This window comes from Methylobacterium sp. GC_Met_2 (assembly GCF_026540795.1).
GTDB lineage: Bacteria > Pseudomonadota > Alphaproteobacteria > Rhizobiales > Beijerinckiaceae > Methylobacterium.
Genome location: NZ_JALNUM010000144.1, coordinates 1 through 14002 on the forward strand (window position 1 = coordinate 1; position 14002 = coordinate 14002).

General features: G+C 67.1%; 16 protein-coding genes. 8 read left to right on the top strand and 8 right to left on the bottom strand.

Translation table 11 applies throughout. The features are described from left to right. Together OXS49_RS29555 and OXS49_RS29560 are read left to right on the top strand one after the other, a co-directional pair. Positions 1 to 949, top strand: a 949-nt coding sequence (locus tag OXS49_RS29555) for a carbohydrate-binding domain-containing protein (RefSeq protein ID WP_276082290.1), incomplete at its 5' end; no start/stop codon positions are given. Positions 950 to 1306: 357 nt separating this feature from the next. After that, entirely contained in the window at positions 1307 to 1747 is a 441-nt protein-coding gene (locus tag OXS49_RS29560) for a hypothetical protein (protein ID WP_267428214.1), read from the top strand. A 335-nt stretch (positions 1748 to 2082) separates the two neighbouring features. On the opposite strand, the gene OXS49_RS29565 is transcribed toward OXS49_RS29560, so the two are convergent. Further along, complete coding sequence (locus tag OXS49_RS29565) at positions 2083 to 2349, bottom strand: hypothetical protein (protein ID WP_267428215.1); 267 nt, start codon at positions 2347 to 2349, stop codon at positions 2083 to 2085. 113 nt (positions 2350 to 2462) lie between these two features. Next, positions 2463 to 2960, bottom strand: a complete 498-nt coding sequence (locus tag OXS49_RS29570; protein ID WP_346016979.1) for a histidine kinase — start codon at positions 2958 to 2960, stop codon at positions 2463 to 2465. Between the two features lie 131 nt (positions 2961 to 3091). Here OXS49_RS29570 and OXS49_RS29575 point away from each other — a divergent pair, with 131 nt between their 5' ends. Together OXS49_RS29575 and OXS49_RS29580 are read left to right on the top strand one after the other, a co-directional pair. After that, positions 3092 to 3304 (top strand): DUF4287 domain-containing protein, encoded by a 213-nt coding sequence (locus OXS49_RS29575; protein WP_267428226.1) that lies wholly within the window; start codon positions 3092 to 3094, stop codon positions 3302 to 3304. Between the two features lie 202 nt (positions 3305 to 3506). Next, positions 3507 to 4394: a LysR substrate-binding domain-containing protein gene (locus OXS49_RS29580; RefSeq protein WP_267428216.1), complete on the top strand. Its 888-nt coding sequence runs from the start codon at positions 3507 to 3509 to the stop codon at positions 4392 to 4394. Between the two features lie 71 nt (positions 4395 to 4465). On the opposite strand, the gene OXS49_RS29585 is transcribed toward OXS49_RS29580, so the two are convergent. The 4 genes from OXS49_RS29585 to OXS49_RS29600 form a co-directional block, all read right to left on the bottom strand. Next, positions 4466 to 5545 (bottom strand): molybdopterin-dependent oxidoreductase, encoded by a 1080-nt coding sequence (locus tag OXS49_RS29585; protein WP_267428217.1) that lies wholly within the window; start codon positions 5543 to 5545, stop codon positions 4466 to 4468. A 62-nt stretch (positions 5546 to 5607) separates the two neighbouring features. Continuing rightward, positions 5608 to 5940 carry a cytochrome c gene (locus tag OXS49_RS29590; RefSeq protein WP_267428218.1) on the bottom strand — a complete coding sequence of 111 codons (333 nt, stop codon included), beginning with the start codon at positions 5938 to 5940 and terminating at the stop codon, positions 5608 to 5610. Positions 5941 to 5953: 13 nt separating this feature from the next. Continuing rightward, entirely contained in the window at positions 5954 to 7165 is a 1212-nt protein-coding gene (locus tag OXS49_RS29595) for a molybdopterin-dependent oxidoreductase (RefSeq protein WP_267428219.1), read from the bottom strand. A 112-nt stretch (positions 7166 to 7277) separates the two neighbouring features. Further along, positions 7278 to 7451 carry a hypothetical protein gene (locus OXS49_RS29600; RefSeq protein WP_267428220.1) on the bottom strand — a complete coding sequence of 58 codons (174 nt, stop codon included), beginning with the start codon at positions 7449 to 7451 and terminating at the stop codon, positions 7278 to 7280. A 678-nt stretch (positions 7452 to 8129) separates the two neighbouring features. Between OXS49_RS29600 and OXS49_RS29605 the strand changes: the two genes are divergently transcribed. After that, positions 8130 to 10154, top strand: a complete 2025-nt coding sequence (locus OXS49_RS29605) for a TonB-dependent siderophore receptor (protein ID WP_267428221.1) — start codon at positions 8130 to 8132, stop codon at positions 10152 to 10154. Beyond that, positions 10135 to 10527: a hypothetical protein gene (locus OXS49_RS29610; RefSeq protein ID WP_267428222.1), complete on the top strand. Its 393-nt coding sequence runs from the start codon at positions 10135 to 10137 to the stop codon at positions 10525 to 10527. The genes OXS49_RS29605 and OXS49_RS29610 overlap by 20 nt, the downstream gene beginning before the upstream one ends. A 13-nt stretch (positions 10528 to 10540) precedes the next feature. On the opposite strand, the gene OXS49_RS29615 is transcribed toward OXS49_RS29610, so the two are convergent. After that, entirely contained in the window at positions 10541 to 11467 is a 927-nt protein-coding gene (locus tag OXS49_RS29615) for a LysR family transcriptional regulator (protein ID WP_244006729.1), read from the bottom strand. A 95-nt stretch (positions 11468 to 11562) separates the two neighbouring features. Here OXS49_RS29615 and OXS49_RS29620 point away from each other — a divergent pair, with 95 nt between their 5' ends. Together OXS49_RS29620 and OXS49_RS29625 are read left to right on the top strand one after the other, a co-directional pair. Beyond that, positions 11563 to 12657 (top strand): aldo/keto reductase, encoded by a 1095-nt coding sequence (locus OXS49_RS29620; protein ID WP_267428223.1) that lies wholly within the window; start codon positions 11563 to 11565, stop codon positions 12655 to 12657. A gap of 61 nt (positions 12658 to 12718) precedes the next feature. Beyond that, positions 12719 to 12997 carry a hypothetical protein gene (locus tag OXS49_RS29625; RefSeq protein ID WP_244006733.1) on the top strand — a complete coding sequence of 93 codons (279 nt, stop codon included), beginning with the start codon at positions 12719 to 12721 and terminating at the stop codon, positions 12995 to 12997. A gap of 160 nt (positions 12998 to 13157) precedes the next feature. Here the strand turns inward: OXS49_RS29625 and OXS49_RS29630 are convergent, their stop codons facing one another. Next, positions 13158 to 13580: a DUF2852 domain-containing protein gene (locus OXS49_RS29630; protein WP_267428224.1), complete on the bottom strand. Its 423-nt coding sequence runs from the start codon at positions 13578 to 13580 to the stop codon at positions 13158 to 13160. Positions 13581 to 14002 lie beyond the last annotated feature (422 nt).

Consider the following 14002-nt stretch of genomic DNA (forward strand, 5'->3'; position numbering starts at 1 on the left):
ACGCTTCCTCAACGATGCGTACGATGGCAGCGGGCAGTTCAGCGAGGGCCATGACCGTAACCTCTATGTCAGTTCCGTCAGCCTGGATGGCCACAGCTTCGGGACCTCGGAGGCCGACCCGGCCGTCCTCCTGCAAAACGGCGGCGTCACCATTGCCACCACCGCCGCCACCGTTGCGCCAGACAACACCAGCCCCCCCGACACGAGTGCCGCAGCGGGAACGGGCGGCACGGCACCGGCCGTCAGCGCCACGACGATCGGCGCGGGGGCGAATCAGCTGGTGCTGAAGATCAGCCAGGACGCCTATAACGGGGACGCGCAGTACACGATCTCCGTGGATGGCCACCAAATCGGGGGCGTCCAGACCGCTCATGCAGCACACGCAGCGGGTCAGTCCGACACTCTGACCGTGAAGGGTGATTTTGGTCCGGGCGATCACGCGGTTAGCATCAGCTTCCTCAACGACTTTTACGGGGGCTCAGCGAGTACGGATCGCAATCTGTACGTCGACGGCGCCAGCTACGACGGCATGACCGTGGCCCATAGTGGCCTAAGCCTGCCCAACACTGGATCGCAGCAGTTCACCGTCCCGGGAACGGGCACGGGTACAGGCACAGGCTCCGGTACGTCTGGCACCGCCACGGCTGCTGCTGCGCCGTCCGCCCCAACCGTCGCGCTCACGCACGACACCGGAACGGGCGGCACCCACGCGACCAGCGATGGCCTGGTGACCTATGCGCCGTCCGTGAGTGGCGACACGCTGCACTACAAGCTCGACAACGGCGCGGTCACCACGACGACCCCAGTCCTGGCCACCGACGGCAGCGCCGACGGCCAGCATACGGTCACCGTCTACGAGACCGATGCAGCTGGCCACACGTCAGCCGACGCTAGCCTAGTCTTCTCCCTCGACACCCATCATGACAGCAGCGGATTCCACATGGCGTGAGGGGGCGATACGGGCAGCTCTCGGTGCTACCCGTTGCGCTGAATGATCGCGGCAGAGGACGAGATTCGGATCGGCAATGCTGGTCACGCGTCGGGATATTGCGTCCCGCTATCCCGGCGCAGCTCGTATTATGGCGCCGTCTGTAAGTTTACCGCGGCTCAGTCAATTCCATAATGTTGAGACCGGGCGTTGATTAGCAGATTATATTCTGCTTTATTCACTTCTATGCCCGGCGCTTTAATGAAACTCGATCATCGCGCCGGCTCAGCTGGGCCTTGATTGACATCAGCACGGACCGTGTGACCCTGCACTAACTTTGAACTTGGACCACCGCGTGGGGGCCGATCATAATCCCAGATGGTCGACGCTCAGCGGTCTGAGCTGGAAAGGATTGCCGCGCGCGCGCAACGGCTTCGCGCCGAACTGAGAAGCGCCCGCGACGCAGCTCAGAGCGATGTGACCAACCTGGAGCTCCTGAAGACGTACTTTCTCGATTGCTTGGTGCGGGCGGGTGTTCCCGGCATCACCGCCAAGGATCGCGTGGAGATTTCTTCGGCGAATTTCGATCCAGAGCTCTATGGCCAGGATCAGGACGATCGCGCCGTTACGAACTTCGCGACCCTGAGCAGTGGTGGGAAAAAGACACTGTTCAAATGCTGCTTCGCAATCGCCGCCCGCCGGTTGGCGGTGCAGCTCGAGACTCCACTTCCGGGGATGCTGATTATCGACTCGCCGATGAGGAACATCAGCGAGCGAGAAAATCGTGAGCAATTCGGAGGTTTCTACACTATGGTCTAAGAGCTGAAGGCAACGGAGCTACGTAAGACGCAACTAATACGGATTGACAAGGAGCTCTCTCCGCCTGCGGGTGTACTAGTGCTCTGACGCATTCACTTCGTTCATGCGAGTGAGCACTAGTTCTTTGGTTTTGCATCAACTCTTCCAAACTCGGCTGACGCCTCCGCCTGGATCGATGCACCAGGATTAAAGCTCTTAGAGCGGCACAGGCGTCCAGAAGATCCGGTCAATCCACCCCTCATCCCTTACGATCAGGGCAAGTGACCCTGCGCAGCGCCTTCCATCTTGGACCGGAATTCGACGTGCCAAGTGTCATTCCCACTGCTTAACAATGTTCAAACGTACCACTCAACAGCGGGATCAGGCGCCCCCTCACTAGCAACGTCCGCTTCCCGGCAAACATCAAATGTCAGCTCTTGGCGCAAAGCTGTCGGACGTTCGCTCGGATTGAACGCCTGTTTTTGGATTTCGCCACCCGAGACCGGACTGATTGAAAACCACTCAACCTTGACGCCCGGAACGCCGTCGATGGTTCTCCAGGCCACTCGTTCAGACTGAAGCGGCAGCTCGAACACCACCAGAAAATACTGTTGCCGCTTCACCCACCGTCCGGCGCAAAGCGGAGCAAAAAGGTCCGCGGGAGCTTTGCATCGGCTTGACCGACAAACATCGTACTCAGAGGCGGACACACTCGCTGCACACCCGAGATCCGCGGCTAGCGATAGCAACGACTTAAAAGGGCGTGCGTCGACGAACTTCGACTACCGGCACAATTGGGCGAGCGCAGGACGTCTGTTGGCAGCAGAGGGTCGGGGGTTGACGTGGTGGCGCGAAGTTTGTCGGCGCGCGTCCAGGCCAGCCTGAACACCGAACCCCGACCCTGAATGCGTGAGGGTGCTTCCCGGCGCGCGTCATTGAGCGCGCGCTGGCCAGCCGTGAGTTTCATGCGACCTGCGACGACCGGGCCCACGTGGGGGCATGCGGGGGTTGTCGCCTGCCCCACAGGTGCCAACGCCCTCCGCACATCTGCTAAGCTCTCGATGCCCTGGGCACCACCGCGAAGATCCTCGCGCACCGGGGGCGCAGCCAGTTCGATCGCTGCGGCACGTGCCCCCAGTGCGGCAAGGCCCTGGCCGACGGCATCGTACAGGTCACGCGCGAGGGCCTGCGGCTCCTCTTCTTGAACGGATGCTTCGAAGGAGATCCGCAGCAGAGGCGGACGGGCGCCTTCGGCCCTTGCGGGGGCACCAGCGAGCTCACCGTGTTGGTTCTCGCGTCAGGGTTGCGGTCGGCGCGATGCGCGGCGAAGCTGGCGCCGACCGCCTGCTGCGAAAGACGCCCCGCATGTCGACCGACTCCGTCAAGGGATCGGCATCGTATTGTCCGTTCATCGAGAAGACGTACGGGCGTCCGATCGGCGAATGGCAGCAGCTGGTCCGGACACGCCTTCCAGCAAAGCATCTGGACCTGGTCGCTATGCTGAAAGCAGATCTTGGACGAGGCCACGGTCACGCCAACGCGATCGTCGCGCACGTGTTTTCGGACCATCAGCGGTAGCCGACCTGCGCCGCCGATACGGCGCGGCCGCTTTCCAGACGTCTCAGACGCTTCATGAGCGATCGACAGCGACGAAATCTGGCCGAAAACTCCTGGTCCGCCTCCGGGCAGGTATGCGGGACAAGCGTACGCGCAGCCGCCGACCGAAGCTTGGTCGAGGCATGATCGGCTCGCAGCTTCCTCTCTGCCGCCGAGCCCGTCGATGACTCTCGATCAGTTGCGCATCTTCGTGGCGGTCGCCGAACGCCAGCACGGCACCCGCGCGGCCGAGGCGCTCAACATCGTGCAGTCGGCGGTCAGCGCCGCCGTTTCCGGACTGGAGGGGCGGCATGCGGTCAAGCTGTTCCACCGGGTGGGTCGCGGCATCGAGCTGACGGACGCCGGACGCATCTTCCTCAGGGAAGCCCGAGCCGTGCTCGCCCGCGCCGAGGCGGCCGAGCAGGTGCTGGCCGACCTCAGCGGGTTGCGGCGCGGGAGCCTGCGCGTCCATGCGAGCCAGACCATCGCCAGCCATTGGCTGCCCCGCCGTCTCGTGGCGTTCCGGGCAGCCTGCCCGGAGATCACGGTTCGCCTCGCAGTGGGCCATACCGCCGACGTGGCGCGGGCGGTCAACGAGGGCGCGGCCGAACTCGGTTTCGTCGAAGGCGAGATCGACGATCCGGCTCTGGCGAGCACGGCGGTCGCGCGGGATCGCCTCGTTCTGATCGCGCCGCCGAGCCACCCGTTCGCCGCCGCAGGCGCACGCACGGCGGCCGATCTTGCGGCTCATCCCTGGGTGCTGCGCGAGGCGGGATCCGGCCCGCGCTCGGTCTTCGAGGCCGCGCTCGCGGCGGCCGGCGTTCCGCCCCGGGACCTCCCGGTCGCGCTGGAGCTGCCCTCGAACGAGGCCGTTCTCGCCGCGGTCGAGGCCGGCGCGGGGGCGAGCGTCCTGTCGGAGGCCGTCGTGGCGGGCAAGCTCGCCGCTTGTGTGCGGGTCGCGGCGCCGTTCCCGCTGCCGACCCGGACCGTCCGGATGCTGCGCCACAGGGAGCGCTACCGCAGCCGGGCCGCCGATGCGTTGCTCGGCCTGATCCAGGCGGGCAAGCCGTGAGCGGCGCTTCCTTGCCGAGGCGCTGCCGGACTGGCCCCTCCGGGTCATGGCTCTGGCGCATTCGAACGCGCTCAGTCCACGGTGACCCGCACGCGGTGCCACGATGCGCCGAGATAGCCCTTGTAGTTCCAAGTGTCGTCGGGAGCGGCCGGCTGGGTCTGGCCGGCCTCGTCCCAGGCGCGCACCACCAGTTCATGCTCGCCCGCGGGTAGATCGAGGTCGATCGACCAGAACGTCCAGGCGAAGGGCGCGGTCGCATCATGCTCGAGCGCGGCTTGCGCCCAGGTTCGGCCGCCATCCCCCGAGACATCAACGCGAACCACCGCGCGATCGCCCGAAACGGCATAGCCGGTGAGGCTTTGGACCCCAGCCGTCAGGCTCGCGCCCCGCGCCGGCGCGCAGATCACCGCGTTGAGCGGCATGGTGTTGATGGTGTGCCCCTTGGCCGGGTCTGCCGTCGCCGCGGTGACGTCGGCCGGGAACAGCTTGTAGTCGTCGGCCTGGATCGGGTTGTCGGACGGGTGATCCTGCACGGTGATGCGTGTCAGCCATTTCGGGCTGCGCACCCCGGCAAACCCGGGTACGACGGCGCGCAGCGGGAAGCCGTGTTCGGGCAGCAACGGCGCACCGTTCATCGCGAAGGCCAGCAGGGTCTCCGGGGCGAGCGCCTTGGCGAGCGGGATCGAGGCGCCGTAGGGATGCCCCTGGATCGTGTCGTGACACGCGAAGGCGACATGCAGGTCCGCGCCCCCGGTGATGCCGGCCGCGCGCAGGACGTCGCCCAGCCGCACCCCGGTCCAGTCGGCGGTGCCGATCGCGCCTCCGTCCCAGGGATCGCCGGAGACCGGCGCCACCGTCCGCATGTCGGCGCGGCGGTTGCCCGCGCACTGCATCGTGGCGGTCACGGTGACCTGGGGAAAGCGCGACCGCAATCCGTGCAGCGACAGCTCCAGCGCGGTCGGGATCGCCCCGTCGACCGTAAGCCGGTAGCCATCCGCGTCGATCTCGGGCAGGTCGCCGTGCGAGCGCACGTAGAAGTCGTCCGCCGCCGTGCGGTAGGCCGCGCGCAGCCGGGCGAGCGGCGGCTCGGCGTTGTAGGGCGCATCCCCGTGCACGATCAGGCGCGCCTTGCGCTCGGCCAAGCTCGACATCTGGATCTCCACGTTCGGGCACCGGGGTACAACGTGCCGGGGTCGATCCCGGCACGCTCCACTCACGGCTTCATCGCGGCGAGGTAGTCGACGATGGTCTGGATGTCGGCCGGCTCGACTGGCGCCTTGTAGATGTGGACCATCTTGTTGACGGTCTCGGTCCACTGGGCCTTCGACAGTTTGGGTTGGGTCAGCACCATCCCGGCCGAGTGGCAGGCGAGGCAGTTGTTGTTGACCGCCTCCACCCCGGGGCCGTCCGGGAAGGCCCGGTCGGAACTCGGCAGCTCGACCCGCTGCGCGGTGAAGCGCATCGGCTCGGGCGCCGGGGTGGCGAATGCCGTGGCGGGGGCGAGGACGAGCCCGGCAAGCAGGCATGCGGTGCGGGGTGTGGACATGGCTCTCTCTCCCTCAGGCGACGTGGAGCGACACGGTCTCGACGCCGTTCTGCATAAACCCAGCCCCGTTCCAGACCTGGTCCATCGGCTGCGCGAGGCCGTTCGTGCTGGTGCAGCGGACCTTGATGGCGTGGCCGCCGGCCGACAGCGCCGGAAGGCTGCCCTCGAAGCGGCGGAAGCTGTAGGGGCCCGCGTCGGCCCCGAGCCGTGCCGGCGTCCATGTCGCGCCGCCATCGCTGGAGATCTCGACTGTCTGAACCCCGCAATCGCCCCCGAAGGCGATCCCACGCACGGCCACCGGTGCGCCGGCAGCGACCGTGGCGCCGTCCTGCAGGTTGGTCACGAACGAGCGCGGGACCATCCGGTTGATCGGCACCGTCTTGAAGCCGGTCTGGCCGGGCTTGATGTTGGCCCCGGGCACGTCCGGAATACGGTAGGCTGTCTTCATCCAGTACTGATCGTCGGGCTTGTCCAGCACTTCGATGTCGGACAGCATCTTGACCCAGTAGGTCGAGTACCAGCCCGGAACCACGAGGCGCAGCGGGAAGCCGTTGAGCAGCGGCAACGGCTCACCGTTCATCGCGTAGGCGAGCATGACCTCGCCGTCCCGGGCATGGTCGAGGTCGAGCGATTTCTTGAAGTCCGGCGCGTCGTCCACGACCGGCTCGTCGAGGCCGCTGAAGCGCACCTGCACGGCCCCCGCCTTCACCCCGGCACGGTCGAGCACGTCCTTCAGGCGCACGCCGGTCCAGCGCGCGTTGCCCATCGAGCCATTGGCCCACTGCGCCCCGGGCACCCGCGGCTCGAACAGGCCACGGGAATTGCCCGAGCATTGGTTGACCGCCGCGATCTCGAAGCGCGGCAACTGGGCGATCGGGTCGAGCGACAGCGACAGCGCCCGGTCGACATGTCCGCGCACCGTCAGCCGGAAGGCGTTCGCGTCGATGTCGGTGGGGATCGAGGCCCAATGCCAGCGCACGTAGAAGCGGTCGTTGGGCGTGAACACACCCTGGTCGAACACCGCGAACGGCGTCTCCAGGAGCGGCGGCCGGGTGCGCTGCAGGATCATTGACCCCTTGCCGGGGAAGGCGGTCGTGAGGTCGCGCGTGTCGGGACCGCCGGGCAGCGGCAGCGTGACCGTGCCGGCGGCCCAAGCCGGCGCGGCGGCCGCGAGACCGCCGAGGCCGGCCAGCACGGCACGGCGAGGGATGGCAGAATGGGTCACGTGCAGGCCTCCGCGTTTGGGTCGGGCGCCTCAGGCCCCACCTCTTGATGAGAGAGATACTTCCCCGCTTTGTGCGGTCTAATAGAAAAAGCGGCTCGTTTCGTTCGGCTGGTCAGATAATTCCTTCCCGCAAGCCGAAAAACGTCTGCCGCTCGGTCACGCCGCGGAGCGTGACGGTGTCGATCGCCGGTAGATGGCCCGCCTCGGCCAATGCGGACCGGGCCGACCGCAATAGGGCGTGGCGCGCCCGCGCTTCGTCGCCGGCGCGGTCGAACACCGCGAGCACGCCATCGCCGCTGTAGTTCGGGATTTCGCCGCCCGCATCCTCGATCGCCCAAGCGGTGCCAAGCGCTGGACGTTCGGTTCGATCATCTAGGATTCCTGCTCCGCAGGCGCAACGGCGCCGGTCGCGGCAGAGGTCCGGGGCCACATGATGCCGTGGACTCGGATCAAACCGAGGCTGCGGCACGTGCATCTTCCGAAAAGCGGAATTGCCAGCCGTTTATCTCGATGATCTGAACAAGGAAGGCATTCCATTCTGCTCTCCTGCGAGGGAGTCTATGACATAGGCTGATCTGACCCTATTCTATATTTATCTCGAATTCAGAGCATACCATTCGATCCTGGATGGCTCTGGCCGCTGTAGCATGCGCGCCACACGCAAACTTGGAAGGGAGGCATCTTACAATCCTTCCAGAAATCTCAGGATGTTTATTGAAATTACTACAAACTAAGGATGTTTACATAGCCCCGTACAAGCTTGACCCCTTATGTTTCTGGATCGCAACAGACGCGCCCCGATCAAGGTTGGTTTGTGTCCGTGGCCGTTTCGCGCATAAAATTCAAACACACCAGTGTACTCGCCGCATCGACCGCGCTCGTATTCGTAGCGCAATCAGGCTCCCTGATCGGCCTCGGACCAAGTTCTGCCGTCGCACAGCTCGCAGCCGATGCTACGCAGGAGGTGCAGCTCGACGAATTATCGGTCGCCGGGAATGGCAGGCCAGGGAGCAAGGTCGATGACTATCACGCCAAGAACAGCGTCAGCGCGACGCGCACCGACACGCCCCTGCGCGAAGTCCCGCAGACCGTCGTCGTCGTGTCCGATCAGGTGCTCACCGATGCGGCTGCGACGCGCATCGACACGGCCCTGGACCTCGCGGGCGTGGGGCGCGCGAACAATTTCGCGGGCCTCGGCCTGACCGAGTTTACGATCCGCGGTTTCAACACGGGCGAGTTCTACCGCAACGGCTTCCCAATCAACCGCGGCTTCCCGAACTCGCCCGACATCGTCTCGATCGAGCGGATCGAGGTCCTGAAGGGGCCTTCGGCCTTCCTCTACGGCCGCGGCGACCCGGGCGGCACCTTCAACATCGTCACCAAGCAGCCGCTCGCCGAGCGCTCCTTCGCGGTCGGCACCCAGTACGGCAGCTTCAACCAGAAGCGCACCACCTTCGATGCCACGGGAGCCCTCGACCAGGAGGGCCAGGTGCTCGCCCGCGTCACGGGCGCCGTCGAGGATAACGGCAGCTTCCGAGACTTCGTACACGGTGACCGCTACGATCTTGCGCCCGTGATCGCCTGGAAACCGTCGGCCGATACGACCATCACGCTCGAGGGTGAGGTGCTGAGCACCGCGGGGACCTTCGATCGGGGTATTGTGCCCATCAACGGTCATTTGCGTGCCGTGCCGCGCAACCGCATCATCGGCGAGCCCGGCATCCCGCCGGTCCGCAACGACAATGCGCTCGGCCAGCTCCGCATCGAGCACCGCCTCGACCCGGACTGGGTGGTGACCGCGGGTGCGCAAGCGCTCGGCGGCCATCTCTACGGTGAGGGCGTGGGCGCGATGAACGTGCTCGGCGACGGCCGGACCCTGCGGCGAACCTACGAGCACCGCGACCTGAGCTGGGCCGATCTCGACCTTCAGTTCAACCTCGCGGGCAAGTTCGAGACCGGCCCCTTCCGCCATACCCTGCTGATGGGCCTGGAATACGACAGCTACCGCTACCGGGAAATCTTCAACCGCTCGAACGCGAACGCCAATCCCTTCGCCCTCGATCTGCTCAACCCCCGCTACGGACGGCTCCCGCTGCCGCCGCTCGGCTCGATCACCAACTTCCTCCAGAACATCCAGAGCTACGCCGGCTACATCCAGGATCAGGTCGACATCACGCCGCGGCTCCATGCCCTTTTCGGCGTGCGCGTCGAGGATCTGGGCCTTGTCTCGACCGACTACCGCACCGGGCGCACCACGAGCCTGCAGGGAACGGTCGCGACCCCGCGGTTCGGCCTCGTCTACGATCTGACGGACGCGCTCTCGCTCTACGGCAATTACGGCCGCTCGTTCTTCCCCAACACCGGCACGGACCGCTCGGGACGCCCCTTCGCCTTCCAGCAGGGCGAGGGCGTCGAGGCCGGTGCGAAGCTCACCATGCTCGACGGCAACCTGAGCGCCACGGCGGCCGTGTTCGACCTCAGGCGGACCAACGTCCTCACCGTCGATCCGGTCGATCCGAACTTCAGCGTCGCGGCCGGTGTCGTGCGGAGCCGCGGCTTCGACCTGACGGTTGCAGGCGATCTCGCACCCGGCTGGCGGGTCTTCGGCACCTACACCCACGTCGACGCCGCCGTCGCGCGCGACAACTCGTTGCCCGTCGGGACGCGGCTTGCGAACATTCCCGCCGACAGCTTCGCCATGCAGACCGTTTATGAGTTCCAGAGCGCCGCGCTTCGCGGCCTCGGCCTCGGCGGCGGCGTGACGTATGTCGGCCAGCGTGCCGCCGGGACCGCACTCTCGACCTTCAAGCTGCCGAACTACACAACACTCAACCTGATCTCTTACTATTGGATCACGCCGGGAGTGCGGGTTTACCTCAACGTCGACAACCTGTTCGACGCCACCTACTACGATCGTGCATTCCAGAACCGCTACGCCACGCCGGGCGCCCCCCGCACCATCATGGGCGGTGTCGCGGCACGGTTCTGACGAACACCGCCGGCGGGACGGGGCCCCTCTGCCGTGGCTGGAGCGGGCAGACGTCCCCCTGCCGGCCGAGACCTACAACCTCGTCGGCCCGGACGCCCTGACGGATCCGGCGATGGCCGGGATCTGGTCCGAGGCGCTGGGCCGCGTGGTGCCCTATGGCGGCGGCGACCTCGACGTACCGGAGCAACGCCTCCGCGCCCTCGCCCCGGCGTGGCTCGCCTACGACCTGAAGGTGATGATGCGCCGCGATCAGGAGGACGACGCGGTCGCGCGCGAGGCCGAGGTGAAGCGCTTCGCCGGCCTGCTCGGTCACCGGCCGCGCAGCGACCGCGATTTCGCCGGCGAGGTTGCGCGCGGCTGGCTCGGCGCCTGAGTCAGGCTTGGTCTCAGGGGCGATCCGGGGGCGCGACGAGCCCCCGTGCAGCCGGCTCTCTCCAACGCAAGACGTCGATCAGGCTCCGCAGGGCCGGGGTGACCTGCCGGTCGGGATAGTACAGGTGGCATCCGGGGAACGGCGGGCACCATGGGTCCAGCACCTGGACGAGCCGCCCGGCCGAGAGGTCGTCCGCCACGTCGTCCTCCAGCATGTAGCCGAGCCCGGCCCCGGCCCGCACGGCCGCCGCTGCGAGGGGGCCATCGTTGGCGACCAGCTGCCCGGCCGCACGGATACGGACCTCGCGTCCGTCGCGGGCAAACTCCCAGGGCAGCAGGCCGCCGCCGACGAGGCGATAGGTCACGCAGCGATGCGCTTCCAAGTCGGCGGGCGTCTCGGGGCAAGGAGAGCGGGCGAAATAGTCTGGCGTGCCGACGACCACCGTGCGCAAGTCCGGTCCGACCCGGACCGCAACCATGTCCCGCTCGACGGTCTCGCCGAAACGAATGCCGGCATCGAACCCAGCCGCAACGATGTCGGTCAGACGGTCGTCGACCACCACCTCGACCGAAACGGCAGGGTGGTCGATCAGGAATCGCGGCAACCGAGGTTCGAGGACGGTGCGGGCGGCGTAGGGAAACGTCGTCAGGCGCAGGCTGCCCGAGGGCTCCCCGCGCCATTCGGCCAGGGCCTCGAGGCCCTTTGCAACCTCGTCGAGGGCCGGGCCGAGGGATCGCAGAAGCCGCTCGCCGGCCGGGGTCGGGGCGACGCTTCGGGTCGTGCGGGCCAGAAGGCGCACGCCGTACCGTTCTTCCAGCGCCCGCATGGTGTGGCTGAGGGCGGAAGCCGACACCCCCATCTCGGCCGCAGCGCGCGTGAAGCTGCGAAGCCGCGCCACCGCCGCGAAGGCCGCCAGGTCGTCGAGGGTGCCACGCCGCATTCCTGAGCCCTGCTCACAAGCCCTTGCCGATCATAACGGCTAATCGCGGCATTGACCGCGAATTACCTCTCGATCCTCACCAGAGAGGTACGGCGATGGACCTGACGCACTATCGGACCCTGGGACGCTCAGGCCTGGCGGTGAGCCCGCTCGCGATCGGCACCATGACCTTCGGCGCGGGCCGCTGGGGCAGCGACGCGGCGACCTCGGCGGCGATCCTCGACCGCTACGTCGAGGCCGGCGGCAACTTCGTCGATACGGCGGACGTCTATTCCGGGGGCGAGAGCGAGGCGATGCTCGGCGCGATGGTCGCGGAGCGCGGGCTGCGCGACCGACTGGTCATCGCCACCAAGTCCGGTTTCTCCCGTGCGCAGGGCACGCCGCTCGCTGGCGGCAACAGCGCCCGCAACATCCGCGCCGGCCTGGAGGGCTCGCTGCGGCGGCTGCGGACCGACTGGATCGACATGTACTGGACCCATGTCTGGGACCGGACGACCCCGCCCGAGGAGGTGCTGCGCGCCCTGACCGATGCTGTCGCTCGCGGGGACATCCTCTACTACGGCTTCTCGAATGCCCCGGCGTGGTACGCGGCGCAGATCGCCACCCTGGCGCGCGCCCACGGCCTGCCGGAGCCGGTCGGCCTGCAATACGGCTACTCCCTGGTCGACCGCGGCGTGGAGCTCGACGTCCTCCCCGCCGGTAAGGCGCTCGGCCTGGGCCTGGTCCCGTGGAGCCCGCTGGCGGCGGGTCTCCTGACGGGGAAGTATGGACGCGAGAAGCTCGCGGAGGCGGGACCGGCGGGGTCCCTCCCGGACCGGTCCGGCGCGGCGAGCCAGGGCGGCAGCGACGGGCGGCTCAACGGCGACAATCCGTTCGGGGGCATGCTGTTCACGGAGGCCAACTTCGCGGTCGTCGACGTTCTGCGGGCGGTCGCGGCGGAACTCGGACGTCCGATGGCGCAGGTCGCACTGGCCTGGGTCGCGGGGCGTCCCGGCGTTTCATCGGTGCTCGTCGGCGCGAGCCGTCTGGAGCAACTGGACCAGAACATCGCTGCCCTCGACGTCACGTTGAGCGCCGACCAGCAGGGGCGGCTGGACGCGGCCGGCAAGCCGCCGAGCCTCAATCCCTACTTCATCTTCGACTTACCGACGCCGACCATCTTCGGCGGCCACGACGTCCGAGCTTGGTAGCCTCATCCCGCACGATTGCCGGTTGCAGCTCGGCTGATACCTGGAGGAACCGATAATCCTGGTGATCGACGACACCCCCGGTGCCGGACCACGCGTCGCGGATCGGACGACGTGGCACGGCATGGCGACGCAGGTCGCGTCGCTGGAGCGCCTGCGTTGGGAGCCTTGGCGTGCCACGGTAGCGACTGCCAAGGCCGGAGTGGCTCGCCGTTCGGGGTGTTCGCCGACTGGTCGGTCACCCGAGGCCCCACGGCGCATCACCGAGGGCTTCTCCTACCTGTCGGCGGGGCGTGTCGCTCCGAACCTGCGCCGGGACCTCGATCGCGCGGTCCTATCGTGAACGGGCGATCCGAATTGCGGTGGTTTGCCTGCGGAGCCGCGTTGATACAGTGCCGAGGCAGCACCGGCACCGACGAGCCTGCAGCAGATCGATGGTGCGCCCCGGCAGGCTCAGGAAGGTTTGCAGGCGGCCAGCACCGTCCGCGCAACCCCAGACGACGCTAACCGAGCCGGTGACCGGGGTGATCGGCAATTCCGACGCTGTCGATTACCGCGCCTGATCCGGCGGGATGTTCCGCCACGAAGCGCTCGAAGGTCGCCCGATCCTTGGCGCGCTTCAGCTTGTCGACGAAGCTCTCGAAATCCTGGAGACGGATTTCGAGTCCTTGGCGCTGCGCCTCGATCCGGCTGATCTCGCCGTCGCGCCACGCGTCGAAGGCGGTATTGCCGCTGGTTCGTGCCGATGTGAACCAAGGCCGCTCGCGGGACGCAGCGCCGGGTCCGAAGGGACGGCGCAGGCGTTCGAGGCCAGGGAGGCCGGACAGCCTGAGATCGCGCCGTCCGAGCGCCTGCCGCGCTACGATGGCCAGTCCGGCGAAACCGCCGACATAAAGGGCCTCATGGATCCAGGGCATGATGGGCATGGGAAAGCTCCTTGCGCGCGTGTCGGCGCCGTTGACGATGGCCGGAGCATGCCGCCGTGTCCGTGATGCAGCCTGAACCGGTCGGTTCAGCGCGGGTTAAGCTTTCCGGCCATGAACGTGGAGCGGGTCGACCGTATCCGGTCCCACGCCAGCCGCGTTGACGTGACGGTCAGGCGCTTGCCCATCAGGATCGGATCGTCATTGCCGAGCGCCTGGATCCCGGTCAGAGACCGCGACCCTCGCGACGCGCCAAAGAGGGACCCAAGTTCAAGCACCCTATCGTCCCCCGTGTGACGGACGGTGGCCCGGGCGCCTTTTTTGGTAGCGGTTGCCCGGCTTTCAGACCCTGCGCACCGGCCGGCCTTCGGGTGCGTCCGCGAACGAGGTGAAACGGTCCGGCTCGTCGAGGGGAACGTCGAGGC